Origin of the sequence: Pleomorphomonas sp. NRK KF1 (genome assembly GCF_023721755.1) — a bacterium.
In the GTDB taxonomy this organism is placed as follows: Bacteria; Pseudomonadota; Alphaproteobacteria; order Rhizobiales; family Pleomorphomonadaceae; genus Pleomorphomonas.
Genome location: NZ_JAMDLH010000006.1, coordinates 98,138 through 123,300, shown reverse-complemented (window position 1 = coordinate 123,300; position 25,163 = coordinate 98,138). Strand labels below are relative to the sequence as shown.

24 protein-coding genes are annotated in these 25,163 nt (G+C 65.0%); 14 read left to right on the top strand and 10 right to left on the bottom strand.

All coding sequences use genetic code 11. The features are described 5' to 3' along the window. Positions 1–32: 32 nt before the first annotated feature. Positions 33–404, bottom strand: coding sequence for a helix-turn-helix domain-containing protein (locus M4J39_RS15800; RefSeq protein ID WP_251729370.1), 372 nt, complete (start codon positions 402–404; stop codon positions 33–35). A gap of 81 nt (positions 405–485) precedes the next feature. On the opposite strand from M4J39_RS15800, the gene M4J39_RS15795 reads away from it, so the two are divergent. Further along, on the top strand, positions 486–857 hold the full coding sequence (locus M4J39_RS15795; protein WP_251729369.1) for an MAPEG family protein: 372 nt from the start codon (positions 486–488) through the stop codon (positions 855–857). A 77-nt stretch (positions 858–934) separates the two neighbouring features. Here the strand turns inward: M4J39_RS15795 and M4J39_RS15790 are convergent, their stop codons facing one another. Both M4J39_RS15790 and M4J39_RS15785 read right to left on the bottom strand, forming a co-directional pair. Further along, entirely contained in the window at positions 935–1,774 is an 840-nt protein-coding gene (locus M4J39_RS15790; RefSeq protein ID WP_251729368.1) for a DUF429 domain-containing protein, read from the bottom strand. Beyond that, positions 1,755–2,087, bottom strand: coding sequence for a hypothetical protein (locus M4J39_RS15785; RefSeq protein ID WP_251729367.1), 333 nt, complete (start codon positions 2,085–2,087; stop codon positions 1,755–1,757). The genes M4J39_RS15790 and M4J39_RS15785 overlap by 20 nt, the downstream gene beginning before the upstream one ends. Positions 2,088–2,296: 209 nt before the next feature. On the opposite strand from M4J39_RS15785, the gene M4J39_RS15780 reads away from it, so the two are divergent. The 9 genes from M4J39_RS15780 to lpdA all read left to right on the top strand — a co-directional run bounded on the left by M4J39_RS15780 (position 2,297) and on the right by lpdA (position 13,900). Then, on the top strand, positions 2,297–2,800 hold the full coding sequence (locus tag M4J39_RS15780) for a protease inhibitor Inh/omp19 family protein (protein ID WP_251729366.1): 504 nt from the start codon (positions 2,297–2,299) through the stop codon (positions 2,798–2,800). A 14-nt stretch (positions 2,801–2,814) separates the two neighbouring features. Beyond that, a complete protein-coding gene (gene zapE, locus M4J39_RS15775; RefSeq protein WP_251729365.1) occupies positions 2,815–3,984 on the top strand; it encodes a cell division protein ZapE in 1,170 nt (389 codons plus the stop codon). A 147-nt stretch (positions 3,985–4,131) separates the two neighbouring features. Continuing rightward, on the top strand, positions 4,132–5,094 hold the full coding sequence (gene mdh / locus M4J39_RS15770) for a malate dehydrogenase (protein ID WP_251729364.1): 963 nt from the start codon (positions 4,132–4,134) through the stop codon (positions 5,092–5,094). A 114-nt stretch (positions 5,095–5,208) separates the two neighbouring features. Further along, positions 5,209–6,405: an ADP-forming succinate--CoA ligase subunit beta gene (gene sucC, locus M4J39_RS15765; protein WP_251729363.1), complete on the top strand. Its 1,197-nt coding sequence runs from the start codon at positions 5,209–5,211 to the stop codon at positions 6,403–6,405. 4 nt (positions 6,406–6,409) lie between these two features. Further along, positions 6,410–7,324: a succinate--CoA ligase subunit alpha gene (gene sucD / locus M4J39_RS15760; protein ID WP_251729362.1), complete on the top strand. Its 915-nt coding sequence runs from the start codon at positions 6,410–6,412 to the stop codon at positions 7,322–7,324. A 135-nt stretch (positions 7,325–7,459) separates the two neighbouring features. After that, entirely contained in the window at positions 7,460–10,429 is a 2,970-nt protein-coding gene (locus M4J39_RS15755) for a 2-oxoglutarate dehydrogenase E1 component (protein WP_251729361.1), read from the top strand. A gap of 63 nt (positions 10,430–10,492) precedes the next feature. Then, positions 10,493–11,713, top strand: a complete 1,221-nt coding sequence (gene odhB, locus M4J39_RS15750; protein ID WP_251729360.1) for a 2-oxoglutarate dehydrogenase complex dihydrolipoyllysine-residue succinyltransferase — start codon at positions 10,493–10,495, stop codon at positions 11,711–11,713. 111 nt (positions 11,714–11,824) lie between these two features. Continuing rightward, complete coding sequence (locus tag M4J39_RS15745) at positions 11,825–12,457, top strand: LysE family transporter (protein ID WP_251729359.1); 633 nt, start codon at positions 11,825–11,827, stop codon at positions 12,455–12,457. Between the two features lie 54 nt (positions 12,458–12,511). After that, entirely contained in the window at positions 12,512–13,900 is a 1,389-nt protein-coding gene (gene lpdA, locus M4J39_RS15740) for a dihydrolipoyl dehydrogenase (protein ID WP_251729358.1), read from the top strand. Positions 13,901–13,904: 4 nt separating this feature from the next. Here lpdA and M4J39_RS15735 read toward each other — a convergent pair whose 3' ends face one another. Both M4J39_RS15735 and M4J39_RS15730 read right to left on the bottom strand, forming a co-directional pair. Then, a complete protein-coding gene (locus tag M4J39_RS15735; protein WP_251729357.1) occupies positions 13,905–14,822 on the bottom strand; it encodes a DMT family transporter in 918 nt (305 codons plus the stop codon). 105 nt (positions 14,823–14,927) lie between these two features. Continuing rightward, positions 14,928–15,872, bottom strand: coding sequence for a tyrosine recombinase XerC (locus M4J39_RS15730; RefSeq protein ID WP_251729356.1), 945 nt, complete (start codon positions 15,870–15,872; stop codon positions 14,928–14,930). Positions 15,873–16,026: 154 nt separating this feature from the next. On the opposite strand from M4J39_RS15730, the gene M4J39_RS15725 reads away from it, so the two are divergent. Then, on the top strand, positions 16,027–16,380 hold the full coding sequence (locus M4J39_RS15725; protein WP_251729355.1) for a hypothetical protein: 354 nt from the start codon (positions 16,027–16,029) through the stop codon (positions 16,378–16,380). A 7-nt stretch (positions 16,381–16,387) separates the two neighbouring features. Here the strand turns inward: M4J39_RS15725 and M4J39_RS15720 are convergent, their stop codons facing one another. The 3 genes from M4J39_RS15720 to M4J39_RS15710 form a co-directional block, all read right to left on the bottom strand. Continuing rightward, positions 16,388–17,875: a hypothetical protein gene (locus M4J39_RS15720; RefSeq protein WP_251729354.1), complete on the bottom strand. Its 1,488-nt coding sequence runs from the start codon at positions 17,873–17,875 to the stop codon at positions 16,388–16,390. Next, a complete protein-coding gene (locus M4J39_RS15715; protein ID WP_251729353.1) occupies positions 17,844–18,980 on the bottom strand; it encodes a LacI family DNA-binding transcriptional regulator in 1,137 nt (378 codons plus the stop codon). The genes M4J39_RS15720 and M4J39_RS15715 overlap by 32 nt, the downstream gene beginning before the upstream one ends. A 246-nt stretch (positions 18,981–19,226) precedes the next feature. Further along, on the bottom strand, positions 19,227–19,697 hold the full coding sequence (locus M4J39_RS15710) for an L-2-amino-thiazoline-4-carboxylic acid hydrolase (protein WP_251729352.1): 471 nt from the start codon (positions 19,695–19,697) through the stop codon (positions 19,227–19,229). A 237-nt stretch (positions 19,698–19,934) separates the two neighbouring features. Between M4J39_RS15710 and accD the strand changes: the two genes are divergently transcribed. Both accD and M4J39_RS15700 read left to right on the top strand, forming a co-directional pair. After that, positions 19,935–20,810: an acetyl-CoA carboxylase, carboxyltransferase subunit beta gene (gene accD / locus M4J39_RS15705; protein ID WP_251729351.1), complete on the top strand. Its 876-nt coding sequence runs from the start codon at positions 19,935–19,937 to the stop codon at positions 20,808–20,810. A gap of 91 nt (positions 20,811–20,901) precedes the next feature. Then, positions 20,902–22,224, top strand: coding sequence for a folylpolyglutamate synthase/dihydrofolate synthase family protein (locus tag M4J39_RS15700; protein ID WP_251729350.1), 1,323 nt, complete (start codon positions 20,902–20,904; stop codon positions 22,222–22,224). 7 nt (positions 22,225–22,231) lie between these two features. Here M4J39_RS15700 and M4J39_RS15695 read toward each other — a convergent pair whose 3' ends face one another. Beyond that, positions 22,232–22,900, bottom strand: coding sequence for a sulfate transporter family protein (locus M4J39_RS15695; RefSeq protein ID WP_251729349.1), 669 nt, complete (start codon positions 22,898–22,900; stop codon positions 22,232–22,234). A 116-nt stretch (positions 22,901–23,016) separates the two neighbouring features. Here M4J39_RS15695 and M4J39_RS15690 point away from each other — a divergent pair, with 116 nt between their 5' ends. Beyond that, complete coding sequence (locus tag M4J39_RS15690; RefSeq protein WP_251729348.1) at positions 23,017–24,021, top strand: adenosine kinase; 1,005 nt, start codon at positions 23,017–23,019, stop codon at positions 24,019–24,021. Positions 24,022–24,169: 148 nt separating this feature from the next. On the opposite strand, the gene M4J39_RS15685 is transcribed toward M4J39_RS15690, so the two are convergent. Further along, the gene (locus M4J39_RS15685) at positions 24,170–25,156 is read right to left on the bottom strand and encodes a D-glycerate dehydrogenase (RefSeq protein ID WP_251729347.1); all 987 of its coding nucleotides are present in this window, start codon (positions 25,154–25,156) and stop codon (positions 24,170–24,172) included. Positions 25,157–25,163: the final 7 nt, after the last annotated feature.

Below are 25,163 nucleotides of genomic sequence, written 5' to 3'. Positions count from 1 at the left end.
CCTGATGACACAATGCATGAGGCACCGCGGAGCTACCGCAGAAGCTCCGGGTCGTCCTGATCCATGGCAGTGAAGCGCGCCGGTACCGCCCACCTGTCAGGAAGGTTTCGCTCGCCCCAAGTGGCGAGCGACTTCAAGACGGGCAGCAGCTCCGCCCCGCTCCGGGTGAGGCGATAGGCCCCCCGCTTCGATCCCGAACCCTTCTCGACCAGTGCGATGATGCCGTTCTGCTCAAGGCGTCTCAGCCGTTCGGTGAGTATGTTCGTTGAGATGCCCTCGGGCATGGCGAGCAGGTCGGAAAAGCTTCGGGCGCCAATCATGATCGACCGTATGATGACCATGGACCAGCGGTCCCCGAGGATGTCCAGCGTCGATGCGATGGGGCAGCCCGACCGAAACTCCATCTCTGCCTCCGCGTTCGTGGTGCTTGCATAATGCAAGGACGATGGTATCGTGGCAATATTGTGTTTCGAGGAGGTGCGGCTATGCTGTTCGTATCAAGCATAACGGCAGCCATTGCGGCCATCTTGCTTGTCGCCCTGAGTCTTCCCATCAGTTTTCGGAGGATGGCTGTCGGCGTCGATATCGGCCCAGGGTCGGATGAAACCTTGCTTCGCCGGATCAGGGCTCAGGGGAATTTTATCGAGTATGTACCTATCAGTCTTTTATTGCTGGTTCTGAACGAGTTTCGCGGCGTTTCCTCGGTTTGGCTCTGGTGTCTGGCGGGGCTGCTGCTAGTGGGGCGGGTGTCCCATGCTGCGGGTATTCTGACGGCGATCGCACCTCTTCGCGCCGCCGGCATGCTTGGGACCTATGGATCGCTCCTGCTCGGGGCCGGCCTTCTCGTCATCGGATAGTCAGAGCGAGGAGCCTGGGAAAGCCCGCAAAACCGCTTCGGTCAGGCCGAAACCCGCCCGAGCTGGATGAGCCGAGGTCATGCGGAACGGGTGTCGGTTGCATCTGTTGCCGCGTGACGACGGCCATTCGGCACCCAGACCGCCGATGTCGCATCGCCATATGGTTGCGCCCGACCGTCGAGCACCATGGCGCCGGCAAATGCGGCGATCACGGCGTCAAGGCGATCCTCGAAAGCTTTGAGGCTGCGGCCGCGTGTCCCCACCGGCGGGAGCGAAAGCGCAGCGGCGCTACCGATCAGAACGCCGTCGAGAGCGGTGACGATCGTCTTCCAAACTTCGTAAAGGCGAACACGCCGCTCGGCGAGCGGCTGGTCCCGCCAGTACTTGCCGGTGTTGCCCGCCTTGTAGGGTAGGCGATAGGTGGCGCCGAGAAGCTCGATCAGCGCCGGGTGCGGATATATCTCGACGCGACAGGGCGGTCGGATGTCGAGAGTCGCAAGAGGGTAGCCGGCGGCGGAAAGCCCTGCTTCCAGCGCTCGTCCCACCGCGCCGGGACGATCCATGGTCGGTGAATGGGTACCGGCGCCTCGGCCCGCATAGGCCCGATTGACGGCGTTGTCGGCGGCCCGTCGTGCGCGGATCGGCGCATCCATCATCGGCATGTCCACGGCGACGAGATCTGGCGATTTTCCGGCAAGACGGCGAGCGGTAGCGATCAGCCCGGCCGGCCCGTTTCCCAAGCCCCCGTTTGCCAAACCATTGTCCGCCAGGCCGACGAACTCCTCGAGTGATGCCGCTGCGGCAATCAGGCGCCAGGCCGTACCGGTCGTGGCAGCAAGGGCAACGCCGCTCGGATTGGCCAAGGTCCAAGCCGCATCGATACCGAGCACGACCTTTTCAGATTGTGAAGCCGACATGGCTCTTCGTCGGGCGTGGCGAACGGCGGGCTCCGGCCAGCATCAGAAAGATGCCCGAGATGCCGGCAACGGCGAGAGTCGGCCAGGCGAGCACCACGGAGCCCCACTCGGTCCACGTCGCTTCGCCGACGAGGGGCTTCAGCACGGCCTCGATCTGCTCTACGAAATCCGGCGCAATGAGCGACAGGCTCTCGGACAGCGGCGTCATCACCACCGCGTCGGCTGCGATCGACGAAATGCCGTCTGAAATCAGCGCAACGACGCCGATGGCAAACAATGCAAGTCCGAACACGCGCGCAACAAATGACAACATACGACGTGATCCCCCCGAACACGAGGAGCATCTTGCGGCCTTCGCGTCTTTCGTGCAACGTCGACGATGAGTATTTATTTCTATTTTGAAGTTTCTTCAGCCTCCGGTTCCCCTCCGCGACGGGGGCGGCTATCATCTGCCACCATGATTGGAGAGAATCACGCCGGGAGCCACGGCGCCCTCTCTTCGTCCCTTGGGAGCCTCACCTGATGCGCATCACCGCCGCCGCCGCCGTCATTTCCGTCCTCGCACTTGCTGCCTGCGGCAGCTACGCACCGCCTCCGCCGCGCATCGCTCCGCTGGCACCGCAGCCCGTCAATCCCGTGGCGAGCCAGGCTCTGCCGGCACCGGTTGCTCCGGTCATGTCGCAGCCGACGACCGATGTCGCGATGGCCGCGCCGACAGTCGATCCGGCCGCCGCGACCGAAGTGCGCAAGGCCGATCTGATCGGTGGCTGGACGTTGGCCTCGGCCGGTGAAACCTGCCAGCTGTCCATGAATCTGACCACCTGGAGTGGCGGCTACCGCGCGTCGACTCGCGGGTGCGTGTCCGACGAGTTGAAGGCCATCGGCGCCTGGGACGTCGCCGGCAAGGAAATTCTGCTGAAGGATGCGTCCGGCGCCGTCGTCGCTCGTCTCTACACTGCAGCTCCCAATCGCTATTCCGGCCTGACCGACGTCAGCAAGCGCGGCGTACAGTTCTTCCGCGGCTGACCGCCGGAATGGTGGTGGGCGGCCCGGCCGGCCAAATCGTCCATTGGCTCGATGGCGAAGTGGCCGCCGGCCGGTTGATTGCCGACTCCGCGCAGCGGCAGGCTGCCTTGGCCTTCGATCGACTGCTTGGGAGGTTTGCCGTCCCGCGCCCGCGCCGTCGTCTCCTCGGTCTCATTCCGGTAGGGGCGGCGCCATCGGTGCGCGGTCTGTACGTCTGGGGCGGCGTCGGGCGCGGCAAGACGCTTCTGATGGACCGTTTCCACGAGGCGGCGCCGGTCGGCAGGAAGCGTCGGCAGCATTTTCACGCCTTCATGTCCGACATGCACGAAGCCATCGCCGCGGCGAGGCGGGCCATGGCGGCCGGCGACCAGCGCGATCCCGTCGAGATCGTGGCGCGGTCCCTCGCGAACGAGGTGGAGCTCCTCTGCTTTGACGAGTTCTCGGTGACGGACATTGCCGACGCCATGCTGCTCGGCCGTCTGTTCGGGCGCCTCTTCGACCTTGGCCTCACTCTGGTCGCGACCTCCAACGTCACCCCCGATCGTCTCTACTGGAACGGTCTCAACCGCCAGAGCTTCCTTCCCTTCATCGGCATCCTCAGGGAGCATTGCGAGGTCGTTCATCTTCGGGATGGCGTCGATCATCGGCTTGAGGGGCTCTCGGCGGCCGACGTTTATCTTTCTCCCCTCGGACCAGCCACGGATGTCGCTGCCGAGCGTCTCTGGCATGACTTGTCGTCCGGCGGCGAGGCCGAATGCGATCTGCGCGTCAAAGGACGGCTCATCCATGTAGGGCGCGCCGCCGACGGGCGTGCCCGCTTCACCTTTTCCGAGCTTTGTGACCGGCCGCTCGGCGCCGCCGACTATCGCGCGATCGCACGCCGTTTCGAACTTGTCATGGTGACCGATGTGCCGCGTATTGCGCCCGGCGAGCGCAACAGGGCAAAGCGCTTCATCACTCTGGTCGACGTGCTCTACGATGCCGGCTGCGCGCTCGTCCTGACGGCCGATGCCGAACCGACCGAGCTTTACATCGCAGCCGAGGGAAACGAGGCATTCGAGTTCGCCCGCACGGCGTCGCGACTCGTCGAGATGCGGACCGAGGTGTGGCTGCGCCGCGCGGCCAGTCGGGCTGCTGAGCAGTCAACCAGAGGGAGCATTACCCGAACGTCACCTACTCCATGAAGAACTGGGCCGACAAACCGGTATCGTCTTCGTGAAAAGTTGACTTTCCCCGATAGTCTCGCTTGCACGCGACTGTCGATCATTGTAATTCCATGCCGATCGATTTCGATCTAACTAACCTTTACGTAAAGGGAAAGGTAATAATCAATGGCGCGGAAAAAGATCGCTCTCGTTGGTGCTGGCCAGATCGGCGGCACGCTGGCCCTGCTGGCCGGCCAGAAGGAACTCGGCGATGTCGTTCTGTTCGACATCATGGACGGCGTGCCGCAGGGCAAGGCCCTGGATCTGGCGGAAACCGCCCCTGTCGAAGGCTTCAATGCCAAGCTCTCCGGCACCAACAGCTATGAGGCGCTCGAAGGCGCCGACGTGGTGATCGTCACCGCCGGCGTGCCGCGCAAGCCCGGCATGAGCCGCGACGATCTCCTCGGCATCAACCTCAAGGTCATGGAACAGGTTGGCGCCGGTATCGCCAAGTATGCTCCGAAGGCCTTCGTGATCTGCATCACCAACCCGCTCGACGCCATGGTCTGGGCGCTTCAGAAGTTCTCGGGTCTGCCGACCCACATGGTCGTCGGCATGGCTGGTGTGCTCGACTCGGCCCGCTTCCGCTATTTCCTGTCGGACGAGTTCGGCGTTTCGGTCGAGGACGTCCATGCCATGACCCTCGGCGGTCACGGCGACGACATGGTTCCGCTGATCCGCTACTCGACGGTCGGTGGCGTGCCGCTGCCGGAACTGGTGAAGATGGGCTGGACCACCCAGGAGAAGCTCGACGCCATCGTTGACCGCACCCGCAAGGGCGGTGGCGAGATCGTCGCCCTGCTCAAGACCGGTTCGGCCTTCTACGCCCCGGCCGCTTCGGCCATCGCCATGGCTGAGTCCTACCTCAAGGACAAGAAGCGCATCCTGCCGGTGGCTTCCTACCTCAAGGGCGAGTTCGGCGTCACCGACACCTACGTCGGCGTGCCGGCCCTGATCGGCGCCGGTGGCGTCGAGAAGATCGTCGATCTCGAGCTGTCGTCCGACGAAAAGGCCGGCTTCGAGAAGTCGGTCGCCTCGGTCAAGGGCCTCATCGAAGCCTGCAAGACCATCGCGCCTGCGCTGGCCTGATCTGCTGAAAGCATGGGCCGGGCCGCCAGACGGCGACCCGGCCTTTTCGTCTCTGGCGAATCCATCCGCATTTTCACTCAGTCAGCCTCTCCCACCTCAGCCAAGGACTTCCGGATGAACATCCACGAATACCAGGCCAAGGCCCTGCTCAAGGGGTTCGGCGCGCCTGTAGCCGCTGGCGTACCCGTCTTTTCCGCCGACGCGGCGGAGGCGGCCGCCCGGTCTCTCCCCGGTCCGCTCTGGGTCGTGAAAAGCCAGATCCATGCCGGCGGCCGTGGCAAGGGGCGGTTTAAGGAGGCTTCGGCCGGCGACAAGGGCGGTGTCCGCTTGGCGCGTTCGGTGGATGAGGTTGTGGGATTTGCGCGCGAGATGCTGGGCGCGACGCTGGTCACCAAACAGACCGGCCCGTCCGGCAAGCAGGTGAACCGGCTCTATATCGAGGATGGCGCCGACATCGCCCGCGAGCTCTACTGTTCGTTGCTGGTCGATCGTGCCGTCGGTCGCATCGCCTTCGTGGTTTCCACCGAGGGCGGCATGGACATCGAAACCGTCGCCCACGATACGCCCGAGAAGATCGTTACCGTCGCCATCGATCCGGAAGCCGGCGTTACTCCCGCCGACGTCGCAGCCATCGTGTCCGCGCTGCAGCTCGAAGGCGCGGCGACCAAGGATGCCGAGACCTTGTTTCCGCTGCTCTACCGGGCCTTCGTCGACAAGGACATGAGCCTTCTCGAGATCAATCCGCTGATCGTGCTGAAGGACGGACATCTGCGTCTGCTCGATGCCAAGGTGTCCTTCGACGGCAACGCGCTGTTCCGTCACCCCGACGTCGAGGCATTGCGCGACCTCACCGAGGAAGACGAGAAGGAGATCGAGGCCCACAAGCACGATCTCGCCTATGTGGCGCTCTCCGGCAACATCGGCTGCATGGTCAACGGCGCCGGTCTGGCCATGGCGACCATGGACATCATCAAGCTCTACGGCGCCGAGCCGGCCAACTTCCTCGATGTCGGCGGTGGCGCGTCCCGCGAGAAGGTGACGGCCGCCTTCAAGATCATCACCGCCGATCCGGCCGTGAAGGGCATCCTGATCAACATCTTTGGCGGCATCATGAAGTGCGACGTCATCGCCGAGGGCGTCATCGCCGCCGTGCGCGAGGTGGGGCTGAAAGTACCCCTGGTCGTTCGCCTCGAGGGTACGAACGTCGCCCTCGGCAAGAAGATCATCGCCGAAAGCGGCCTCGACGTCATCGCTGCCGACGATCTCGACGATGCCGCCCGCAAGATCGTCGCCGCCGTGAAGGGAGCCTGACGCGATGTCCATCCTCGTCAACAAGGACACCAAGGTTGTCGTCCAGGGCCTGACCGGCAAGACCGGCACGTTCCACACCGAGCAGGCCCTCGGTTACTGCGGCACCAAGATGGTGGCCGGGGTCACTCCTGGCAAAGGCGGTTCCACCTGGGAAGGCACGTTGCCCGACGGCAGCAAGGCGGTTCTTCCGGTGTTCGACACCGTGGCCGAAGCGCGAGAGAAGACCGGCGCCAACGCCTCCGTGGTCTATGTGCCGCCCAAGGCCGCCGGAGCATCGATCATCGAGGCGATCGACGCCGAAATGCCCCTGATCGTCACCATCACCGAAGGCATTCCGGTGCTGGACATGGTGAAGGTGAAGGCCCGGCTCGACCGCTCTGCATCGCGCCTGCTCGGCCCCAACTGCCCCGGCGTGCTGACGCCCGGCGAATGCAAGATCGGCATCATGCCCGGCTCCATCTTCCGCCGGGGTTCGGTCGGTATCGTGTCGCGCTCGGGAACCCTGACCTACGAAGCGGTGTTCCAGACTACGAACGAAGGCCTCGGCCAGACGACGGCCGTCGGCATTGGCGGCGACCCGGTCAAGGGCACGGAGTTCATCGACGTGCTGGAACTGTTCCTCGCCGATCCCGAGACGACGTCGATCGTCATGATCGGCGAAATCGGCGGCTCGGCCGAGGAGGCGGCGGCCGAGTTCCTGAAGGACGAAGCCAGGCGTGGCCGCATGAAGCCGACCGTCGGCTTCATCGCCGGCCGCACGGCGCCGCCGGGCCGCACCATGGGACACGCCGGCGCGGTGATCTCCGGCGGCAAGGGCGGAGCCGAAGACAAGATCGCCGCCATGGAGGCGGCCGGCATCGTCGTGTCGCCGTCACCGGCACAGCTCGGCCGTACGCTGGCTGAACGCCTGAAGGCTTGAGGCGTCACGCCTCACCATCCGAAAGGACCTCGCGGGGGCCGGTTGCCGTCGCCCGCGAGATCCCCTTCTACCCACGGCGAAGCGATCCTGCTGTCGCCGGAACGCGAGGACGGAGCGGACGGCTCCGAAACGCACATGGCACGGCAGAACGATAACGACGCTTTGGCCGGAACCTCGTTCCTCTATGGCGGAAACGCTGCCTATATAGAGGAACTAGAGGCTCGCTACCTCGCCGATCCCAACTCGGTCGATCCCGAATGGCGGGGGGTCTTCGACGCGCTGTCCGAGCCGGCGACGGCGCGCAGCGCACGGGGGGCCAGCTGGTCACGATCCGACTGGCCGCCGAAGGCCAATGGCGAACTTGTCTCCGCGCTCGACGGCAACTGGCCGGAAGCCAGCAAAATTCTCGAGAAGAAGATTGAGGCGAAGGCGCAGCCGGCCGGCATCACCGCAGACGAGTTGCGGCAGGCGACGCTCGATTCGGTACGCGCCATCATGATGATCCGCGCCTATCGCATGCGCGGCCATCTCCACGCCGATCTCGATCCGATCGGTGTCGCCAAGAAGCTCGATCACGAGGAGCTGCATCCGGCGAGCTACGGCTTCACCGAAGCCGACATGGACCGGCCGATCTTCATCGACCACGTGCTCGGCCTCGAGTACGCCACCGTGCGCCAGATGATCGAGATCCTGAAGCGCACATACTGCGGCACCATCGGCTACGAGTTCATGCACATCTCCTCTCCCGAGGAGAAGGCCTGGATCCAGGAGCGCATCGAAGGGCCGGACAAGCAGATCGAGTTCACCGAGAATGGCAAGAAGGCCATCCTCAACAAGCTGATCGAAGCGGAAGGCTTCGAAAAGTTCCTCGACGTCAAGTACACCGGCACCAAGCGCTTCGGCCTCGACGGCGGCGAAAGCCTGATCCCGGCGCTGGAGCAGATCATAAAGCGCGGCGGCAATCTCGGCGTGAAGGAGATCGTGCTGGGCATGCCGCATCGCGGCCGCCTCAACGTGCTGACCCAGGTGATGGCCAAGCCGCACCGGGCCCTGTTCCATGAGTTCAAGGGTGGTTCCTACGCTCCCGACGATGTCGAGGGCTCGGGTGACGTCAAGTACCACCTCGGCGCCTCCTCGGATCGCGAATTCGACGGCAACAAGGTGCACCTCAGCCTGACGCCCAACCCCTCGCACCTCGAGATCGTCAACCCGGTGGTGCTCGGCAAGGTCCGCGCCAAGCAGGACGTTTCCGCCACCGTCTGGGAAGGCGACATCATCCCGCTGCACGAACGGGTCAAGGTGCTGCCCCTGTTGCTGCACGGCGACGCCGCCTTCGCCGGCCAGGGGGTCGTCGCCGAGTGCTTCGGCCTCAGCCAACTGCGCGGCCACCGCGTCGGCGGCTCGATCCACTTCATCGTCAACAACCAGATCGGCTTCACCACCAACCCGCACTTCTCGCGGTCGTCGCCCTATCCGTCCGACGTGGCCAAGATGGTCGAGGCGCCGATCCTGCACGTCAACGGCGACGATCCCGAAGCGGTGGTCTATGCCGCCAAGGTCGCCATCGACTACCGGCAGAAGTTCCACAAGCCGGTGGTGGTCGACATGATCTGTTACCGCCGCTTCGGCCATAACGAAGGCGACGAGCCTGGCTTCACCCAGCCGATCATGTACTCCAAGATCCGCGGGCATGCGACGACGCTGCAGATCTACGCCAAGAAGCTGATCGACGAGGGTGTCGTCTCCCAGGACGAAGTGATCGGCATGCAGGCCGCCTTCCGCCAGAAGCTCGACCAGGAGTACGAGGCGGGACAAGCCTACAAGCCCAACAAGGCCGACTGGCTCGACGGCGCCTGGGCCGGCCTCAGGGTGGCCGACAGCTTCGACGAACAGCGGCGCGGCCAGTCCGGCGTCAACATCGATACGCTCAGGGAAATCGGCCTCAAGATCAATACGGTGCCGCCGACCTTCAGCGCCCACCGGACGATCCAGCGCTTCCTCGACGCCCGCAAGAAGGCGATCGAGACTGGCGAAGGCATCGACTGGGCGCTCGGCGAGGCGCTGGCTTTCGGGTCTCTGGCTCTCGGTGGTCACAAGATCCGACTGTCGGGCCAGGACTGCGAGCGCGGTACCTTCAGCCAGCGCCATGCCGTGCTCTACGATCAGGAGACGGAAGCGCGCTATATCCCGCTTGCCAATCTGTCTCCGGAGCAGGCGCCCTTCGAAGCCATCAATTCGATGTTGTCGGAAGAGGCGGTGCTCGGCTTCGAGTATGGCTACTCGCTGGCTCGTCCCAATGCGTTGACCCTCTGGGAAGCGCAGTTCGGCGACTTCGCCAACGGCGCACAGGTCGTCTTCGACCAGTTCATTTCGGGCGGTGAGCGCAAGTGGCTCAGGATGTCCGGTCTCGTCTGCCTCCTGCCGCATGGTTACGAAGGGCAGGGGCCGGAACACTCGTCGGCTCGCCTTGAGCGCTGGCTGCAGCTTTGCGCCGAGGACAACATGCAGGTCGCCAACTGCACGACGCCGGCCAACTACTTCCATATCCTCAGGCGTCAGCTGACGCGCGATTTCCGCAAGCCGCTGATCCTGATGACGCCCAAATCGCTCTTGCGCCACAAGCGGGCGGTGTCCAGGCTCGCCGACATGGGGGCGGAGACATCGTTCCACCGTCTGCTGTGGGACCACGCCGAGTCCGATCCCGGAACCGTGACCGTGCGCCTGAAGCCTGACGCCGAAATTCGCCGCGTGGTGATGTGCTCTGGCAAGGTTTATTACGATCTCCTCGAGGAGCGTGAGAAGCGGGGCGTCGACGACGTCTATCTCCTGCGCGTCGAGCAGCTCTATCCTTTCCCGGCAAAGGCGCTGGTCAACGAACTCGGCCGTTTCCCGAACGCCGAGCACGTCTGGTGTCAGGAAGAGCCCAAGAACATGGGGTCGTGGACCTTCATCGACCCTTATCTCGAATGGGTCCTGAAGCAGATTGGCGCCAAGAACCCGCGCGCCCGCTACGCGGGGCGTGCGCCGGCCGCAGCCACGGCCACCGGTCTGATGTCCAAGCACCTCGCCCAGCTCGCCGCCTTCCTCGACGAAGCGCTCGGCTGAACGGTCCTCGGGGGCGGCCATACGGCCGCCTCCACCCCTTTTCGCATCTGGAGAGAAGCTCAAATGAGCAACGAGATCCGCGTCCCGACGCTCGGCGAATCGGTTACTGAGGCCACCATCGGCCGCTGGTTCAAGAAAGTCGGCGAAGCCGTCAAGGCGGAAGAGCCTCTGGTCGAGCTCGAAACCGACAAGGTCACCATCGAGGTGCCGGCGCCGGCCAATGGCACGCTGTCCGAAATCCTTGTCGAGGCCGGTGAGACCGTCGGCGTCGGCGCCCTTCTGGGGTCGCTCGGCGCCGCCTCCGAGGCTGCTCCCGCGCCGAAGGCAGCCGAGCCGGCCAAGCCGGCGGAACCTGCCGCTGCCGCCAAACCGGCCGAGCCCGTCAAGGCCGCCGCGCCGGTGCCGCCGTCGCCGGCCGCAGCCCGTGTCATGGCCGAAACCGGCACCACTGTGGAGAGCGGTTCGGGCAAGCGCGGCCAGGTGCTGAAGGAAGACGTGCTCGCCGCGGTCGCCGCCGTTCAGAGTTCATCCTCACCTGCCGCCGCTCCGTCCGCGCCCCGCGCCCCGGTCGCGACCGACGACGCCGGCCGTGAAGAGCGGGTCCGGATGAGCAAGCTTCGCCAGACCATCGCCCGCCGCCTGAAGGAGGCGCAGAACACCGCCGCCATGCTCACCACGTTCAACGAGGTGGACATGACCGGCGTCATGGCGCTGAGGGCTTCCTACAAGGAGCTGTTCGAAAAGAAGCACGGCGTGAAGCTCGGCTTCATGGGCTTCTTCGTGAAGGCCGTGGTCCAGGCATTGAAGGAGATCCCGGCCGTCAACGCCGAGATCGATGGCGAAGACCTCATCTACAAGAACTACTACCACATCGGCGTTGCGGTCGGCACCGACAAGGGTCTGGTCGTACCGGTCGTCCGCGATGCGGATCAGCTTTCCATCGCCGGCATCGAGAAGAAGATCGGCGAGTACGGCAAGCGCGCCCGTGACGGTCTCCTCCGCATCGAGGAGATGCAGGGCGGTACCTTTACGATCTCCAACGGTGGCGTCTACGGCTCGCTGATGTCGACCCCGATCCTCAACGCGCCGCAGTCGGGCATCCTGGGCATGCACAAGATCCAGGAGCGGCCGATGGTGGTCGGTGGCAAGGTCGAGATCCGTCCGATGATGTATCTGGCGCTGTCCTACGATCACCGCGTCATCGACGGCAAGGAAGCTGTGACCTTCCTCGTCCGCGTCAAGGAGAACCTCGAGGAGCCGCAGCGGCTCGTCCTCGATCTCTAGCTCAAGCGGACGCCGCATGATCTCGGTCCTCCTCCCAAGCTGAGGGAGGAGGACCGCTGTTCTGGCCATTGTGCTCCGCCGACGAGCGGTCCGACAACCGAAAGGAAGCCGATGTCTCCCTATCTCGGTGAACTCGCCAGCGTGATGGCGGTCTTCTCTTTTGCCATCGTGGCGCCCGGCGCGGACACCGCCATGGTCATGCGGCAGAGCCTCGTTCACGGCAGGCGAGCCGGTATCCTCACGGCCTTTGGAGTCGGCACCTCGCTGCTGTTCCACCTCACCTACACCATCCTCGGTCTCGGGCTGATCGTCTCGCAGTCCTTGCTGCTGTTCTCGGTGATCAAGTGGGCCGGCGCAGCCTACCTGGCCTACATGGGCATCATGGCGTTGCGAGCGCCTGCGCCAACATTGCCCGAGCCCGGCGTCCGGCTTGAAACGCCCATGAGCAATCTCCGCGCCTTCGGTCTCGGTTTCCTCACCAACGCCCTCAATCCCAAGCCGATATTGTTCTTCCTGTCCCTGTTCTCCGCGCTGGTCAGCCACCAGACACCCGCGCTGGTGAAGGGTGTCTATGGCCTCGTCATGGCCGCCTGTCTCATCCTTTGGTTCTCGGCCGTATCCTGTTTTCTGACCATGCCGAAGGTGAGGAATGCCTTTTCGCGAGCCGGTCTCTGGATCAATCGCGTAACCGGCGCGGTCTTCATTGCCTTCAGCGTCCGTCTCGCTCTTTCGCGAGCCGAATGATTTTTGCGTTGCGCACCTGAACACAAGCCGCCGCAGCTTCAGAGGAGTGCCTTCATGTCCTTCGATCTCGTTGTCATCGGTACCGGTCCCGGCGGTTATGTGGCTGCCATCCGGGCCTCCCAGCTCGGCATGAACGTCGCAGTCGTCGAAAAGCGCGCGAGCCACGGCGGCACCTGCCTCAATATCGGCTGCATTCCGTCCAAGGCGCTGTTGCATGCGTCCGAGATGTTCCACGAGGCGGGGCACGTGTTCGCCAAGCTGGGCGTCAAGGTGGGGACGCCCGAGCTCGATCTCGCGGCCATGATGGGCCACAAGGACGCCACCGTCCGCAGCAACGTCCAAGGCATCGATTTCCTGTTCAAGAAGAACAAGATCACTGTCCATCGCGGCACCGGCCGCATCGTCGCCGCGGGCAAGGTGGAAGTGACCTCCGAAGGCGGCGACAAGACGGTTGTCGATGCGAAGAACATCCTGATCGCAACCGGCTCGGATGTGGCGGGCGTGCCGGGCATCACCGTCGACGAGAAGAGCGTGGTGTCCTCGACCGGTGCGCTGTCGCTGGAAGAAGTCCCCGAGCATCTGGTGGTGATCGGTGCCGGCGTCATCGGTCTCGAGCTTGGTTCGGTCTGGCAGCGCCTCGGCGCGCGCGTCACGGTGATCGAATATCTCGACCGCATCCTTCCTGGCCTCGACGGCGAGGTGGCGAAGACATTCCAGAAACTGCTGGAGCGCCAGGGATTCACCTTCAAGCTCGGGCGCAAGGTAACCGGCGTCGACGCCGGCAAGGTTCATTTCGAGCCGGCCGCCGGTGGGGAAGCGGAAACCCTCGATGCCGACGTCGTGCTTGTGGCGGTCGGCCGCAAGCCCTTTACCGAAGGGCTCGGCCTTGCCGAGGTCGGCGTCAAGCTCGACGGCAAGGGGCGTGTGGAGATCGATGGGCACTATGCGACGAACGTGCCGGGCATCTATGCCATCGGCGATGTCGTCGCCGGTCCCATGCTGGCCCACAAGGCCGAGGACGAAGGCATCGCCGTGGCGGAACTGATGGCCGGCAAGGCCGGGCACGTCAACTACGACGTCATCCCGGCCGTGGTTTACACCTCGCCCGAGGTCGCCGCCGTCGGCCGTACCGAGGAAGACCTCAAGGCCGCCGGCGTTCCCTACAAGTCCGGCAAGTTCAGCTACATCGCCAATGGCCGCGCCAAGTCGATCCTCAAGACTGACGGCTTCGTCAAGGTGCTGGCGCACGCCGAAACCGATCGCGTGCTCGGCGTTCACATCATCGGCCCTGGAGCCGGCGAGGCGATCGCCGAGGCAGCGGTCCTCATGGAGTTCTCAGGTTCCGCAGAGGATCTTGCCCGCACCTGTCATGCCCATCCGACGCTGTCGGAAGCCGTGAAGGAAGCGGCGCTCGCAGTCGACAAGCGAGCGATCCACGCCTGACCGCTCAACGGCGTCGATCGACAACGGTGAACAGACCGACGCCGCCCACCACCAGCGCCGTACCGAGAAGATCGACCGCGCGAAGCGGCTCGTCCAGGATCAGGACGGCGAGGAACAGCGTCACCACCGGCGACAGCGTGCCGATGGTGGAGTTGGCGGCGGCCGAAATGCGCGACAGAGCCGCGCTCATCAGGAAACTCGGCAGTATCGTGGCGCCGATGGCCAGTGCCACGGCGAGCGCAAAGGCTCTCTCGGACACGAGAAGTGCCGACAGCGGATGCGTGAGCAGGAACAGCACCAGGATCACCACTGCGGCGCCGGTCATGGCGACGGAGGTGAACAGTGGCGCGCCCATCACGGCGATGCTGCCACCTGCGAGCAACTGGTAGAGCGCGAAGGTGATGGCGGCGCCCAACACCCAAAGGGCACCGACGACAATGTCACCGCCGCCCGCCTCGAAATCGGCCAGGAACACCACGGCAAGGCCGAGATAGGCCAGGCCGAAGGCCGCGAGCGGTTTCCATCGCAAAGGCATGTGAAACAGGGCCGCGCCGATCAACAGCACGAAAAGCGGATAGGTGAACAGGATCAGACGCTCGAACTGTGGCGTCAGCGTCTCGAGACCCTTGAAGTCGGCGTAGGAGGAAAACCAGTAGCCGATGACGCCGATCAGCAGCGCCTTGGCATAGGCCGGCATCGGGACAACCCGCTGGCGCTCCCGAGCGTAGGCCAGGAAGCCGACGGTGACATACACTGGTACGGATAGGCCCATCCGCAGCGCAAGCAGCGTCAACGTGTCCACGCCCTCGGCGAAGGCGAGCTTGATGAGGATACCTTTGGAGGCGAACAGCACTGCTCCGAGGGCGGCAAAGCCGTACCCGAGCCAGGGTGTACCGGCGGAAGTGGCAGAAGAGGCGTTCAAGAAAGGTCGCGGCCCGGACGGGCCTCCCGGCAGTTGGGCTTAAGTAGCAATCCTTAAGCCATCGGGTTGGCTAAGGAAAGCCAGCCGGCGAGGGAAGCGTCGGCTTCACGCGCGCGGATGCGCGCCCTTCCAGGCGGCGACCAGCCGCTCGGCATCGACCGAGGTATAGACCTGCGTTGTCGAAAGGTTGGCGTGGCCGAGCAGTTCCTGGATGGTGCGAAGATCTCCCCCCGAACCGAGAAGATGCGTGGCGAAGGAATGTCGGAGGGCGTGTGGCGTCGCTGTCTCGGGAAGGCCCAGGGCCCCGCGCAGGCGTTGAATGGTGAGCTGGATGATGCGCGGCGACAGCGGCCCACCCTTTACGCCGCGGAACAGCGGTTCATGCGGGGCGAGGCGAAAGGGCACGAGGCGAACATAGGTGGCCACGGCCCGGCCGACGGCGGGCAACACCGGCACCAGACGTGTCTTGCCCCCCTTGCCGGTTATGCGCACCGCGCCCCCCGTTTCCGGTGGCGCTTCGGCGGCGGTCAGCGAAAGGGCTTCGGAAATGCGCAGGCCAGCCCCGTAGAGCAATGCCAACACGGCGGCGTCGCGCGCCGCGACCCATGGTTCTTCCGCCAGAGCGCCGGCATCGGACACCATCGTGAGCGCGTCGGCGACACCAAGCGGGCGTGGTAGCCGGCGGGGCGTTTTCGGCGCGGCGACGGCGCTCACGGCAGCGCTCGTCGCTTCTCCGCGCTTCTCGAGGAAACGAATCAGCGAGCGTATGCCGGAAAGCCCACGCGCAAGACTCGGCGCGGCAAGTCCATCGCGTCGACGGCGTGCCAGGAAGGCGCGATAATCTGCCGGCGACAGCCGGCCGAGGTCGGCAATGGCGGGAGGGGCGCCAAGGTGACCCGTCAGGAAGCGAACGAAGTCGTTCGCGTCGTGGCCATAGGCTTCCACGGTGCTTGGGCTGAGGCGACGCAGATCGGCCAGCCAGCGCTGCCAGTCCAGAACGGCGGCTGCGAGGTCGGGCGCCATGGTGATGAGGGGAGCGGGTTCGGTCATCGGCCTCAGCTTTCATGGTGAACTGTCGGCTGAAAAGCTGAATGGCCGATGAACGCGAGCCTCAGGGTTGGTTCAAGGGAAACGGTGTAGAAACACGTTCAAGATGACCCTCCGGCGGGAAACCGGAGGGTTCGCGCTCCAAGGAGGGCCGTCCATGTTTCACAGGCGTCTTCTCGCTACCCTTGTCGCCTCCCTCGCTGTGGCGTTGGTCGCCGCCGCGGCCCTTGCCGGAACTGCAACGACCGCCGCGGCTGACGGCGTCTATTTCGGCTTCGGCTACCACGATGGTCCGCGTGTGCCGCCTCCACCCCCGCGGTGGGGCTGGGGACCGCCTCCGGGGCCGGGCTGGGGCCGGCCGGGTTGGGGACCGCCGCGTCATAGCTGGGGCCCGCCGCCGACGTGCCGGCCTCGCTGGGTCAACCGACCGATCGTCGATCCCTGGGGTCGGATCGTCCGCTATCAGCGGGTGGAGATCATGGATTGCGGCCCGCGCCGTCATCGCTGGTAATCGGGCATTATGGGGTGACGACGTCTACCCCGCCGCTGGCGATAACGTCGATGACCTCCAGGCCACCACCTCGGTTGTAGGTATGCAGACCTGAAAGCGGCGGTGCCGGCCGCAACGCGACAAGGGCCGTCTCGGCGTAGCCGCCGGTATCGAGACGATCGATGCGGGCGAAGCCGAGACCGGCGCCGTAACCGCCGGCGCTATCCTGGAAGGGGCGGATGATGCCGCCGGCCGCCGAAAACATCCGGCCGGCCGGCCGAGCCGAGGCGACATCGACCTTGGCAGGGCCGGCGAACAATGGAATCCACGGCCCGGCAAGTTTCTCGGCGGTGAATATGGCAAGTCCGTCCCAGCTGGAGCCCCAGTGTGGACGTACCGAGCCGAACAGGTAGCGGCGGCCGCCTGCCTGAAGAAGGGTGGCATCGCCAAGATCGATGTCGTCGATCAGGACGGCTACCTGCTCCCAGCGATCGGGAAACTCGACTGCCCGCCAAAGCTGAACCTGGCGTTGGCCGGACGTTTCCGGAATCATGTAGAGCGTACCGTCTTCCTCGAAGGCGAAGGGATAGGACAGGTGGCATTCGGTCTCGATCACCGGCCGAGGCGTACCGATGGGGCCATCGGCGCCGACGTCCAGAGCGGATATGATGCCCTTTTGCGTGGCGAACGGAAACTCTTCCACCAGTAGGACGGTGCGGTCACCATGTCGTACCAGGAAGGGGTCGGCATAAAAGCGACCGCCGTCATCGGCGATTCGTCGCCAGGGACGGCCGGCAATGATCGGCAGCGCGCCCTCCCCGGTTTCATCGATCCGCCAGGCGACAGCCCAGTTGGGCGGGTTGCGCACGAGGCGCTCCAGGCGGTTGGCGAGGGAGCGTGCGAAGATTGCGGCGGCGAAGCGGCCGGGATTGCCGGTTCGGCGCGGTGGCGGGGCGGCCTCGACGCGCGGCAGCGTGAGATCATGAAGAGTGGCGCCGCCTGCCAATCGCCCGGCCGCCAAGCTTAGCATTTCGATCGCCCGGGCGGTGGTGATGGACATTCCGGATCCGAGCTGCCGCCGATCCTCAACGGCGATGTGCCAACGGCCAACAAGGCGTTGTGTATCGCCGATTATCGCAATGAGATCGAGAAACGGTTCTTCGCCGGCCATGATGGCATCGGCGGCGCCGGTGGCTACCCCGGCGCCACCCACCGTGATCAGCAGCCGGTCGCCGGAAATCTCGGTCGCCGCGGCAAGGTCGATGACGAGATCGGCATCCGGATCGCCAACGGGTAGATCGAGCGCCGACGGCGACAGTCGGCCGAGTGGTTCGCTGAGAGGCCGGCGAAAGGCGAGGGCCTCGAAGGCAAGACAGAAATCGAGCAGGCCGGCGGGTGGAGGCCCGGCTACCGCCGCAATGGCGCCGCTGCCTCCGGTGGCGGCCAGCACGCCGGCAATCGCCTCGGCCTGCCAGCGTCTGAGATCAGTGGAATCGATTAAGAACAAGACGCGCATGCGGCCCTCCCCCGCCGATGCTGCCGCGACGATAGCGTCTGCTACGCGCCGCCACCGAGCCGCTACCCTTTCGTGGCGTGCGTTCGCCGGGCGGCGGTCCGACGGTGGTCCCCGTGAGGAGTTCGGTGCCGAACTCCACCAGAATGCAGGAGCGGACCGGCTTGGGGACCATAAGCCGCGATTCCATGATCGCGAGAGCTGACATGGCGAGCTGCTCGTAGCCGACGCTGACCGTGACAAGGCCGGCCGGTCGGGCCTCCCGTATGCCGTCGCAGCCAATGACCGACACGTCGGCCGGCACATTGAGGCCGGCCGCCGAAAGGGCTCTCATGGCACCTTCGGCCAGCGGATCGGAGAGGCAGAAAATGGCGGTCACGCCGCCGAGGTCGCCGGTTTCGCCAAGCTGTGCCGCTATGGCGGCCTCGCCGGCCTCCGCGCTGTCCTTCTGGGCCACAATGGCGTCGTGCGAGCCAAGGCCCAGGGCTTCGATCGCTTCGATGAAGCCGCTACGTCGTGCCGCCAGATGGTCGCTACCCGTCGTGCCCAGCATCTGCACCTGGCTGTGTCCCGCATCGATCAGGTGCCGGACCGCGACCCTGGCGGCGAAGCGATTTGCCGGCACCACCGCGTCGGCGCGACGCAGCCGTTCCTCACCGTTCATCACCACCATCGACAGCCCCGTCTTGACGAGGTCGCTGAGATCGAGCTGGCCGCCACCGCTCATCAAGATGATGCCGCTGGCCTTCTCGGTGCGGGCGATCTCCTCCACCTTGCCCGCGTCGAAACCGGCGCCATCCGAAATGAAGGTCGTAATCTTGAGCGACCGGCGCTCGCATTCCCTCTTGAGCCCCAGATAAAGGGCCCGATTGCGGAAAGCGGCGTCACCCGAAGTTTCGAAACTCCGGTCGAAGGCGACGACCACGCGTTCCATGGTGGCGATCGTCGCCTTGGCGCGTCGCTGGTCGAGATAGCCGAGCTCGCGCGCCACGGCCAGAACGCGGTCGCGCACCTCGCGGCTTATCGAGGCGGTCCCATTGAGGACATGCGATACGGTGCTGACCGCAACGCCCGCCTCCCTGGCAATATCGCGAACCCCGACTTTCATCACATTCTTTCCGCGCCGCGCAGCTTGCGTCGGACGACCGAAGGCCCAAAGCAACGCCGGCAAAGGTCCGGAAAGACCTTTGCGTCCGGGTGTATGTAACTATCGTTTCTGACCGTTCATTCATCATCCGATTTGGTCGGCGGATGCAAGACCGGCAACGGAAGATGGAGGCAATTTCAGTGAACGACGGTTTTTGAGGTAAATGCCTTGAAGAAAACCGCTCCGAGGGCGCGCCATTACGACCGGTCAGTCTTCGTTCCGGTCAAGGCGATAGCGGAAATCGCAACGTCGGCCACCCGTCATGATGGTTTCGGTGCGCTCGAGGCGCATGGCTGGATTGTAGCCTTCACAAAAGGCGGCGTCGCGGTTGCACGAGAGCAGTGCGCCGATCTCGGCGAGCCCCATTTCCTTATAGGTCTCGGCGTACCGGCAGCGAGTGACGTCATAGGAAAGGACATCCGGCCCGACCTCTTTTACTTCGATCGTCAGGGCATCCTCGGCCGTCCAGGCTGGCAGGATGGCCTCGAAATCCTTGAAGTCCGGCATTCGACCGAGGTCGGCTCGGCAGTTTTCCCCATGAGCGATCGCCGCTTTGCGAATGGCCGCGTCGATGACGTCCCGTGCCGGTCCTTCGCCTATGCGCAGAACGAGTTCGCGATAAACATGGCCGACGATCTCCGCTTCGATCCGGCGGCGTTCGATGATGGGTAGCGGCATGGGGTTCTCCTGGAGCGATCCGAGGCTAACCCGGCCGGAGGCCGCTGAAAAGCGTCGTCTCGGTCGTGGGGGATCTGGCGGTTTTGCCCCGTGGCGAAACGGCTTTGGTCCCGGGGAAGGCTGTGCTATGAGAGCCTCGACGAAGGAACGGCGGCGCCCCGAGGCTGGCTGCGGCCGGTTCCGCGCCGGGAACGGCATGGCCGGCCGGCGTTCCGCGAGCAAAGGTCGAAACTCCCCGTGAACTGGATCAACAACGTCGTCCGCCCGAAAATCCGTTCCCTCTGGTCCGCCAAGCGCGACGTGCCGGAGAATCTCTGGGTGAAGTGCCCCGAGACGGGCGAGATGGTTTTCCACCGCGACCTCGAAGCCAACCAGTGGGTGATCCCCAACTCCGGCTATCACATGCGCATGCCTCCGAAGGAGCGCTTCGTGCAGCTGTTCGACGAGGGCGACTACGAGGCCCTGTCGACTCCGGCCGTGACGCAGGATCCGCTCAAGTTCCGCGACGAGAAGCGCTATGTCGATCGTCTGCGCGACTCACGCGCCAAGACCGGCAACGATGATGCCGTTCTGGTCGGCGCCGGTCGGGTCGAGGGCAACGCGGTGGTTGCCGCGGTGCAGGACTTCGACTTCATGGGCGGTTCGCTCGGCACCGCCGCCGGCGAGGCGATCATTCGCGGCATGGAAGAAGCCGTGGCCCGCTCGGCAGCCTTCGTCATGTTCACCGCTTCAGGTGGCGCCCGCATGCAGGAAGGCATTCTGTCGCTGATGCAGATGCCGCGCACCACTGTGGCCGTCGAGATGTTGCGCGAGGCGGGCCTGCCCTACATCGTCGTGCTGACCAACCCGACGCTCGGCGGCGTTACCGCCTCCTATGCCATGCTGGGCGACGTTCATCTCGCCGAACCGGGCGCGCTGATCGGCTTTGCCGGTCCTCGCGTCATCGAGCAGACCATTCGAGAGAAGTTGCCGGAAGGCTTCCAGCGCTCCGAGTATCTCCACGAGCACGGCATGGTCGACCTCGTGGTGCACCGGCACGAGTTGCGCGCCACCATCGGTCGCCTGGTTCGCCTGCTTACCCACGCCAAGGGCTCCGCGCTCGTCCCTGCCTGACGGGGTGCGGCCTCGTTTTTTCCAGTTCATCGCGCCGCCGTCAGGGCGGCGCGTGTCTTTCGGGCGACCCGCCCGCATCCGGACCGCTGCCATGGAAACGCCGCTCGACATCATCGACCGCCTCGGTGCCCGTTGGCCTAAAGGCTTCGACCTTTCGCTCGGCCGCATTCGCCGCCTGCTTGGCGCGCTCGGTAATCCGGAGCGTCGCCTGCCGCCGGTCTTTCACATCGCGGGCACCAACGGAAAGGGCTCGACAGTTGCGTTCCTTCGGGCGATTCTGGAGGCCGAGGGCCTCCGGGTCCATGCCGACACCTCGCCGCATCTTGTTCGCTACAATGAGCGTTTTCGTCTTGCCGACGGGCCGGGTAGGTCGAGCTTCGTTGAGGACGAACCCTTTGCCGATGCGCTGGCCCGTACCGAGAAGGCGAACGGCGACGAGGCGATCACGGTGTTCGAGCTTCTGACGGCAGCAGGTTTCCTGCTGTTTGCCGAGCGGCCGGCCGATGCGCTGCTGCTTGAGGTCGGCCTTGGCGGCCGTTTCGATTCCACCAACGTGATCGATCGCCCGGCGGTGTCCGTCATCACGTCGATCTCACTCGATCACCAGGCCTATCTCGGCAATACCGTCGAGAAGATCGCCTTTGAGAAGGCCGGCATCATCAAGGCCGGCGCACCGGTCGTGTTGTCACCGAACATCGATGGCGTCGTGGCCGTGGTCGAGCGCGTGGCGGCCGAAGTCGGCGCGGGAGCGTTGATGATTGGCGGCCAGGATTGGACGGCGTACGAGGAACATGGTCGCTTGGTGTTCCAGGATATCGATGGCCTATTGGATCTGCCGAGGCCCCGTCTTCCCGGCGGCCATCAGGTTGTCAATGCCGGCACGGCCATCGCCGCGGTGCGGGCCGCCGGCTTCCGTGCGGGACACGACGCCTTCGAACGAGGGATGGAGCGTGTCGAATGGCCGGCACGCCTTCAGCGCCTGACGGCAGGCGCCATTGTCGACGCCGCGCCGCAGGGAGCGGAGATCTGGCTCGATGGCGGCCACAATCCCGGCGCTGGCGAGGTGATCGCTTCGGCGATGGCCGATCTTGAGGAGCGTGTCGCGCGGCCACTGGTTCTCATCGCCGGCATGCTGGCCACCAAGGACCCGATCGGCTTCTTCGAGGCATTCGCCGGCCTCGCCCGACGCGTCTATACGGTGCCCATTCGTGGATCGGATGCGGCACGCGAACCGCAGGCACTCGCTGGTGAAGCGCGCGGCGCCGGTGTCACCGCCATGGCCACCACCGGGGTCGACGCCGCGCTGTCTCATCTTCGCGACACCTGGTCCGGCCCCGCGCCGCGCATCCTGATCTGTGGCTCGCTCTATCTCGCCGGCGAGGTGCTGGCCGACAACGGAACGCCGCCGGTTTGACCGGCCGTCAGGTCCGGTCTTGTCGCTCGGTGAGCTTCATCACGTGGACCATCAGCGCCGTCGCATAGAGCGGCGTCAGGATGTTGACGATGGGCACGGCAAGCACGGCGGCTATGGTCAGCCCGCCCAGCATGACCTTCCCGGAATGGGCGCTTCGGAGAGCCCGCGCCTCCGCCGGAGGACGAAACCGCATGGCTACCTGTTCGAAGTACTCCCGGCCCAGGAGATAGGCATTCACGACGAGGAAGATTGGCACGTTGATGCCGGGCAGGAACAGAAGCGGCAGCATGGCGACGTTGACCAGCAACACGAAGCCGGTAAAGCGCAACGCCGAAAGAAGCCCGGTCATCAACGGTTGGGATACGCCGGGCCGGTCGAAAGGATAGCGTGTCTGCTCCACGACCTCCGCGACTTCATCGGCATAAAGGCCGGCGAACAGTGCCGCCACCGGCGCCACCAGAAAGCCGAGGCCGACGAACAGGAGGAGACCGGCCAACCAGTCGGCCGCCGTATGCCATTCGGTCGGAAGCATGGCTATGAGGTAGTCCGCCGCGGCGAAGGTGCCGATCCAGACGACGGCGAGCAGGGCCAGTGTCAAGCCGATCGACTTCCACAATACCGACCGGAAGGGCGGTGTCGGGATGTCGCGAAGCGCTGTCAGCACGGCGTTCAACATTCTTGGAAATCTCCATTCGATGCCGTATTGGCGCGGCTTGCCGGTCACTTGGGAATGGTCTAGGCCAAATGGAAGAGCCGTCCGCGTCAATGCCGGACAAAGGAGACGTTTTTCCCATGAGCCTCGATTTCGATGTGCTGACCATCGGCAACGCCATCGTCGACATTCTCTCTCCCACCGAAGAGGATACATTGGTGAGGCTCGGCGTTACCAAGGGCATGATGCGATTGATCGATGCCGAGGAAGCCGGGCGCATCTACGACATGATGGGACCGGCCGTCGAGGCCTCGGGAGGCTCGGCAGCCAACACGGCCGCCGGTGTCGCCTCGTTCGGCGGCCGTGCCGCCTATATCGGCAAGGTGGCGACCGACGCATTCGGCGAGGTGTTCACGCACGACATCCGTTCCCAGGGCGTCCACTTCGAGACGCGACCGCTGTTCGACGGCGCTCCGACCGCGCGCTGCATGATCCTGATCACGCCGGACAGCGAGCGGACCATGAACACCTATCTCGGCGCCTGTCATCACCTGACGGTCGACGACATCGAAGAGAAGACGGTGGCTGCCGCTCGATACACCTATCTGGAAGGATTCCTTTGGGACCCGCCGGCAGCCAAGGAGGCTTTCCGCAAGGCGGCGGCCATCGCCCATGCGCACGGCCGCCTTGCCTCGATCACCCTTTCCGACAGCTTCTGCGTCGATCGCTTCCGTGCCGAGTTCCTGGACCTGATGCGCTCCGGCACCGTCGACCTCGTCTTCGCCAACAAGGAAGAGGCCAAGGCGCTTTACGAGACGCACGATCTCGACACCGCCGTCAGCTGTCTCCGGCGCGATTGCAAGGCGGCGGCGGTGACATTGGGCGGCGATGGCGCGCTTGCCTTCGAGGGTGACGAACTGGTCTCGGCGCCGGCTTCGGCGGTGGACGAGTTGGTCGACATGACCGGTGCGGGCGATCAGTTTGCCGCCGGCTTTCTCTACGCTCGCTCGCGCGGTCTTGCGCTCGCCGAGGCAACCCGTCTTGGTTGTCTCGCAGGCGGCGAGTGCGTCGGCCACATCGGCCCGCGCCCGGCGGTGAACCTCGCCCAGCTCGCCCGCGACAGCGGCCTGAAGCTGCCGGCCTGAGTCCAACCTGATCAAGCTGAAGCCGCATCAGCGGCTTCCGGCGCCGAGGGCGCCGCGCGAAGCGGCATCCGAGACACGAAGCGTCTCGAATGCGTCTAGCGGAGCGGAAGCCTAAGGGCCGGAGGCCCGCCGACGACTGAGGCCGGAATCAAAGCATGGCCGGCAGCACGCGGTCGGGCAGATGGTGCTCGTCCATGAAGGCGCGGATGTTGACGATCACCTTCTCGCCCATCTCGATGCGGCTCTCGATGGTGGCTGAACCCATGTGCGGCAACAGCAATGCGCGGCCACACTTGACGAGCTTCGGGTTGATCGACGGCTCCTGCTCGTAGACGTCCAGGCCCGCACCGGCGAGCTCGCCGGCGACCAGCATGCGCGTCAGCGCCGCCTCGTCGACGATTTCGCCTCGGGCGGTGTTGATGAGATAGGCCTCCGGGCGCATCAGCTTCAGCCGCCGCGCCGACAGGAGGTGGTAGGTCGCCGGCGTATGCGGGCAATGGACGGTGACGATGTCCATTCGGTTCAACATCTGATCGAGGCTCTCGCACCAGGTGGCGGCGAGCTTGTCCTCGGTCTCAGAGGCCAGGCGATGGCGGTTGTGGTAGAAGACCGAAAGGCCGAAGGCGCCGGCGCGGCGCGCGACGGCCTGACCGATGCGTCCCATGCCGACGATGCCGAGCTTCTTGCCGCGAAGGCGGCTGCCAAGCATGCCCGTTGGCGACCACCCCTGCCATTCTCCAGCCTGGAGCGCCCGCATGCCCTCGGCCATGTGACGCGGCACGGCGAGGATCAGAGCCATGGTCATGTCGGCCGTGTCCTCGGTGAGAACGCCGGGCGTGTTGGTGACGGCGATCCCGCGTTCGGTCGCCTTGATGACGTCGATGTTGTCGACGCCGTTGCCGAAGTTCGCAATCAGTTTCAGGCTTGGTCCGGCCTGGGCAATCACGCCGCTGTCGACACGATCGGTGACGGTCGGCACCAGAACGTCGGCCACGCGGCTGGCCTCGACGAGTTCGGCCTGCGTCATCGGCTGATCATTCGGGTTGAGGCGGACGTCGAACAACTCGCGCATCCGCGCCTCGACAACGTCGGGCAGTTTGCGCGTCACCACCACCACGGGCTTCTTGCCGGCCATAGCTTCG

What these genes read in the sequence shown, in the direction of transcription:
- M4J39_RS15800 (WP_251729370.1), bottom strand. Translation starts at nt 404, where the DNA reads ATGGAGTTTCGGTCGGGCTGCCCCATCGCATCGACGCTGGACATCCTC.
- M4J39_RS15795 (WP_251729369.1), top strand. Translation starts at nt 486, where the DNA reads ATGCTGTTCGTATCAAGCATAACGGCAGCCATTGCGGCCATCTTGCTT.
- M4J39_RS15790 (WP_251729368.1), bottom strand. Translation starts at nt 1,774, where the DNA reads ATGTCGGCTTCACAATCTGAAAAGGTCGTGCTCGGTATCGATGCGGCT.
- M4J39_RS15785 (WP_251729367.1), bottom strand. Translation starts at nt 2,087, where the DNA reads ATGTTGTCATTTGTTGCGCGCGTGTTCGGACTTGCATTGTTTGCCATC.
- M4J39_RS15780 (WP_251729366.1), top strand. Translation starts at nt 2,297, where the DNA reads ATGCGCATCACCGCCGCCGCCGCCGTCATTTCCGTCCTCGCACTTGCT.
- mdh (WP_251729364.1), top strand. Translation starts at nt 4,132, where the DNA reads ATGGCGCGGAAAAAGATCGCTCTCGTTGGTGCTGGCCAGATCGGCGGC.
- sucC (WP_251729363.1), top strand. Translation starts at nt 5,209, where the DNA reads ATGAACATCCACGAATACCAGGCCAAGGCCCTGCTCAAGGGGTTCGGC.
- sucD (WP_251729362.1), top strand. Translation starts at nt 6,410, where the DNA reads ATGTCCATCCTCGTCAACAAGGACACCAAGGTTGTCGTCCAGGGCCTG.
- M4J39_RS15755 (WP_251729361.1), top strand. Translation starts at nt 7,460, where the DNA reads ATGGCACGGCAGAACGATAACGACGCTTTGGCCGGAACCTCGTTCCTC.
- odhB (WP_251729360.1), top strand. Translation starts at nt 10,493, where the DNA reads ATGAGCAACGAGATCCGCGTCCCGACGCTCGGCGAATCGGTTACTGAG.
- M4J39_RS15745 (WP_251729359.1), top strand. Translation starts at nt 11,825, where the DNA reads ATGTCTCCCTATCTCGGTGAACTCGCCAGCGTGATGGCGGTCTTCTCT.
- lpdA (WP_251729358.1), top strand. Translation starts at nt 12,512, where the DNA reads ATGTCCTTCGATCTCGTTGTCATCGGTACCGGTCCCGGCGGTTATGTG.
- M4J39_RS15730 (WP_251729356.1), bottom strand. Translation starts at nt 15,872, where the DNA reads ATGACCGAACCCGCTCCCCTCATCACCATGGCGCCCGACCTCGCAGCC.
- M4J39_RS15725 (WP_251729355.1), top strand. Translation starts at nt 16,027, where the DNA reads ATGTTTCACAGGCGTCTTCTCGCTACCCTTGTCGCCTCCCTCGCTGTG.
- M4J39_RS15720 (WP_251729354.1), bottom strand. Translation starts at nt 17,875, where the DNA reads ATGCGCGTCTTGTTCTTAATCGATTCCACTGATCTCAGACGCTGGCAG.
- M4J39_RS15715 (WP_251729353.1), bottom strand. Translation starts at nt 18,980, where the DNA reads ATGAAAGTCGGGGTTCGCGATATTGCCAGGGAGGCGGGCGTTGCGGTC.
- M4J39_RS15710 (WP_251729352.1), bottom strand. Translation starts at nt 19,697, where the DNA reads ATGCCGCTACCCATCATCGAACGCCGCCGGATCGAAGCGGAGATCGTC.
- M4J39_RS15700 (WP_251729350.1), top strand. Translation starts at nt 20,902, where the DNA reads ATGGAAACGCCGCTCGACATCATCGACCGCCTCGGTGCCCGTTGGCCT.
- M4J39_RS15695 (WP_251729349.1), bottom strand. Translation starts at nt 22,900, where the DNA reads ATGTTGAACGCCGTGCTGACAGCGCTTCGCGACATCCCGACACCGCCC.
- M4J39_RS15690 (WP_251729348.1), top strand. Translation starts at nt 23,017, where the DNA reads ATGAGCCTCGATTTCGATGTGCTGACCATCGGCAACGCCATCGTCGAC.
- M4J39_RS15685 (WP_251729347.1), bottom strand. Translation starts at nt 25,156, where the DNA reads ATGGCCGGCAAGAAGCCCGTGGTGGTGGTGACGCGCAAACTGCCCGAC.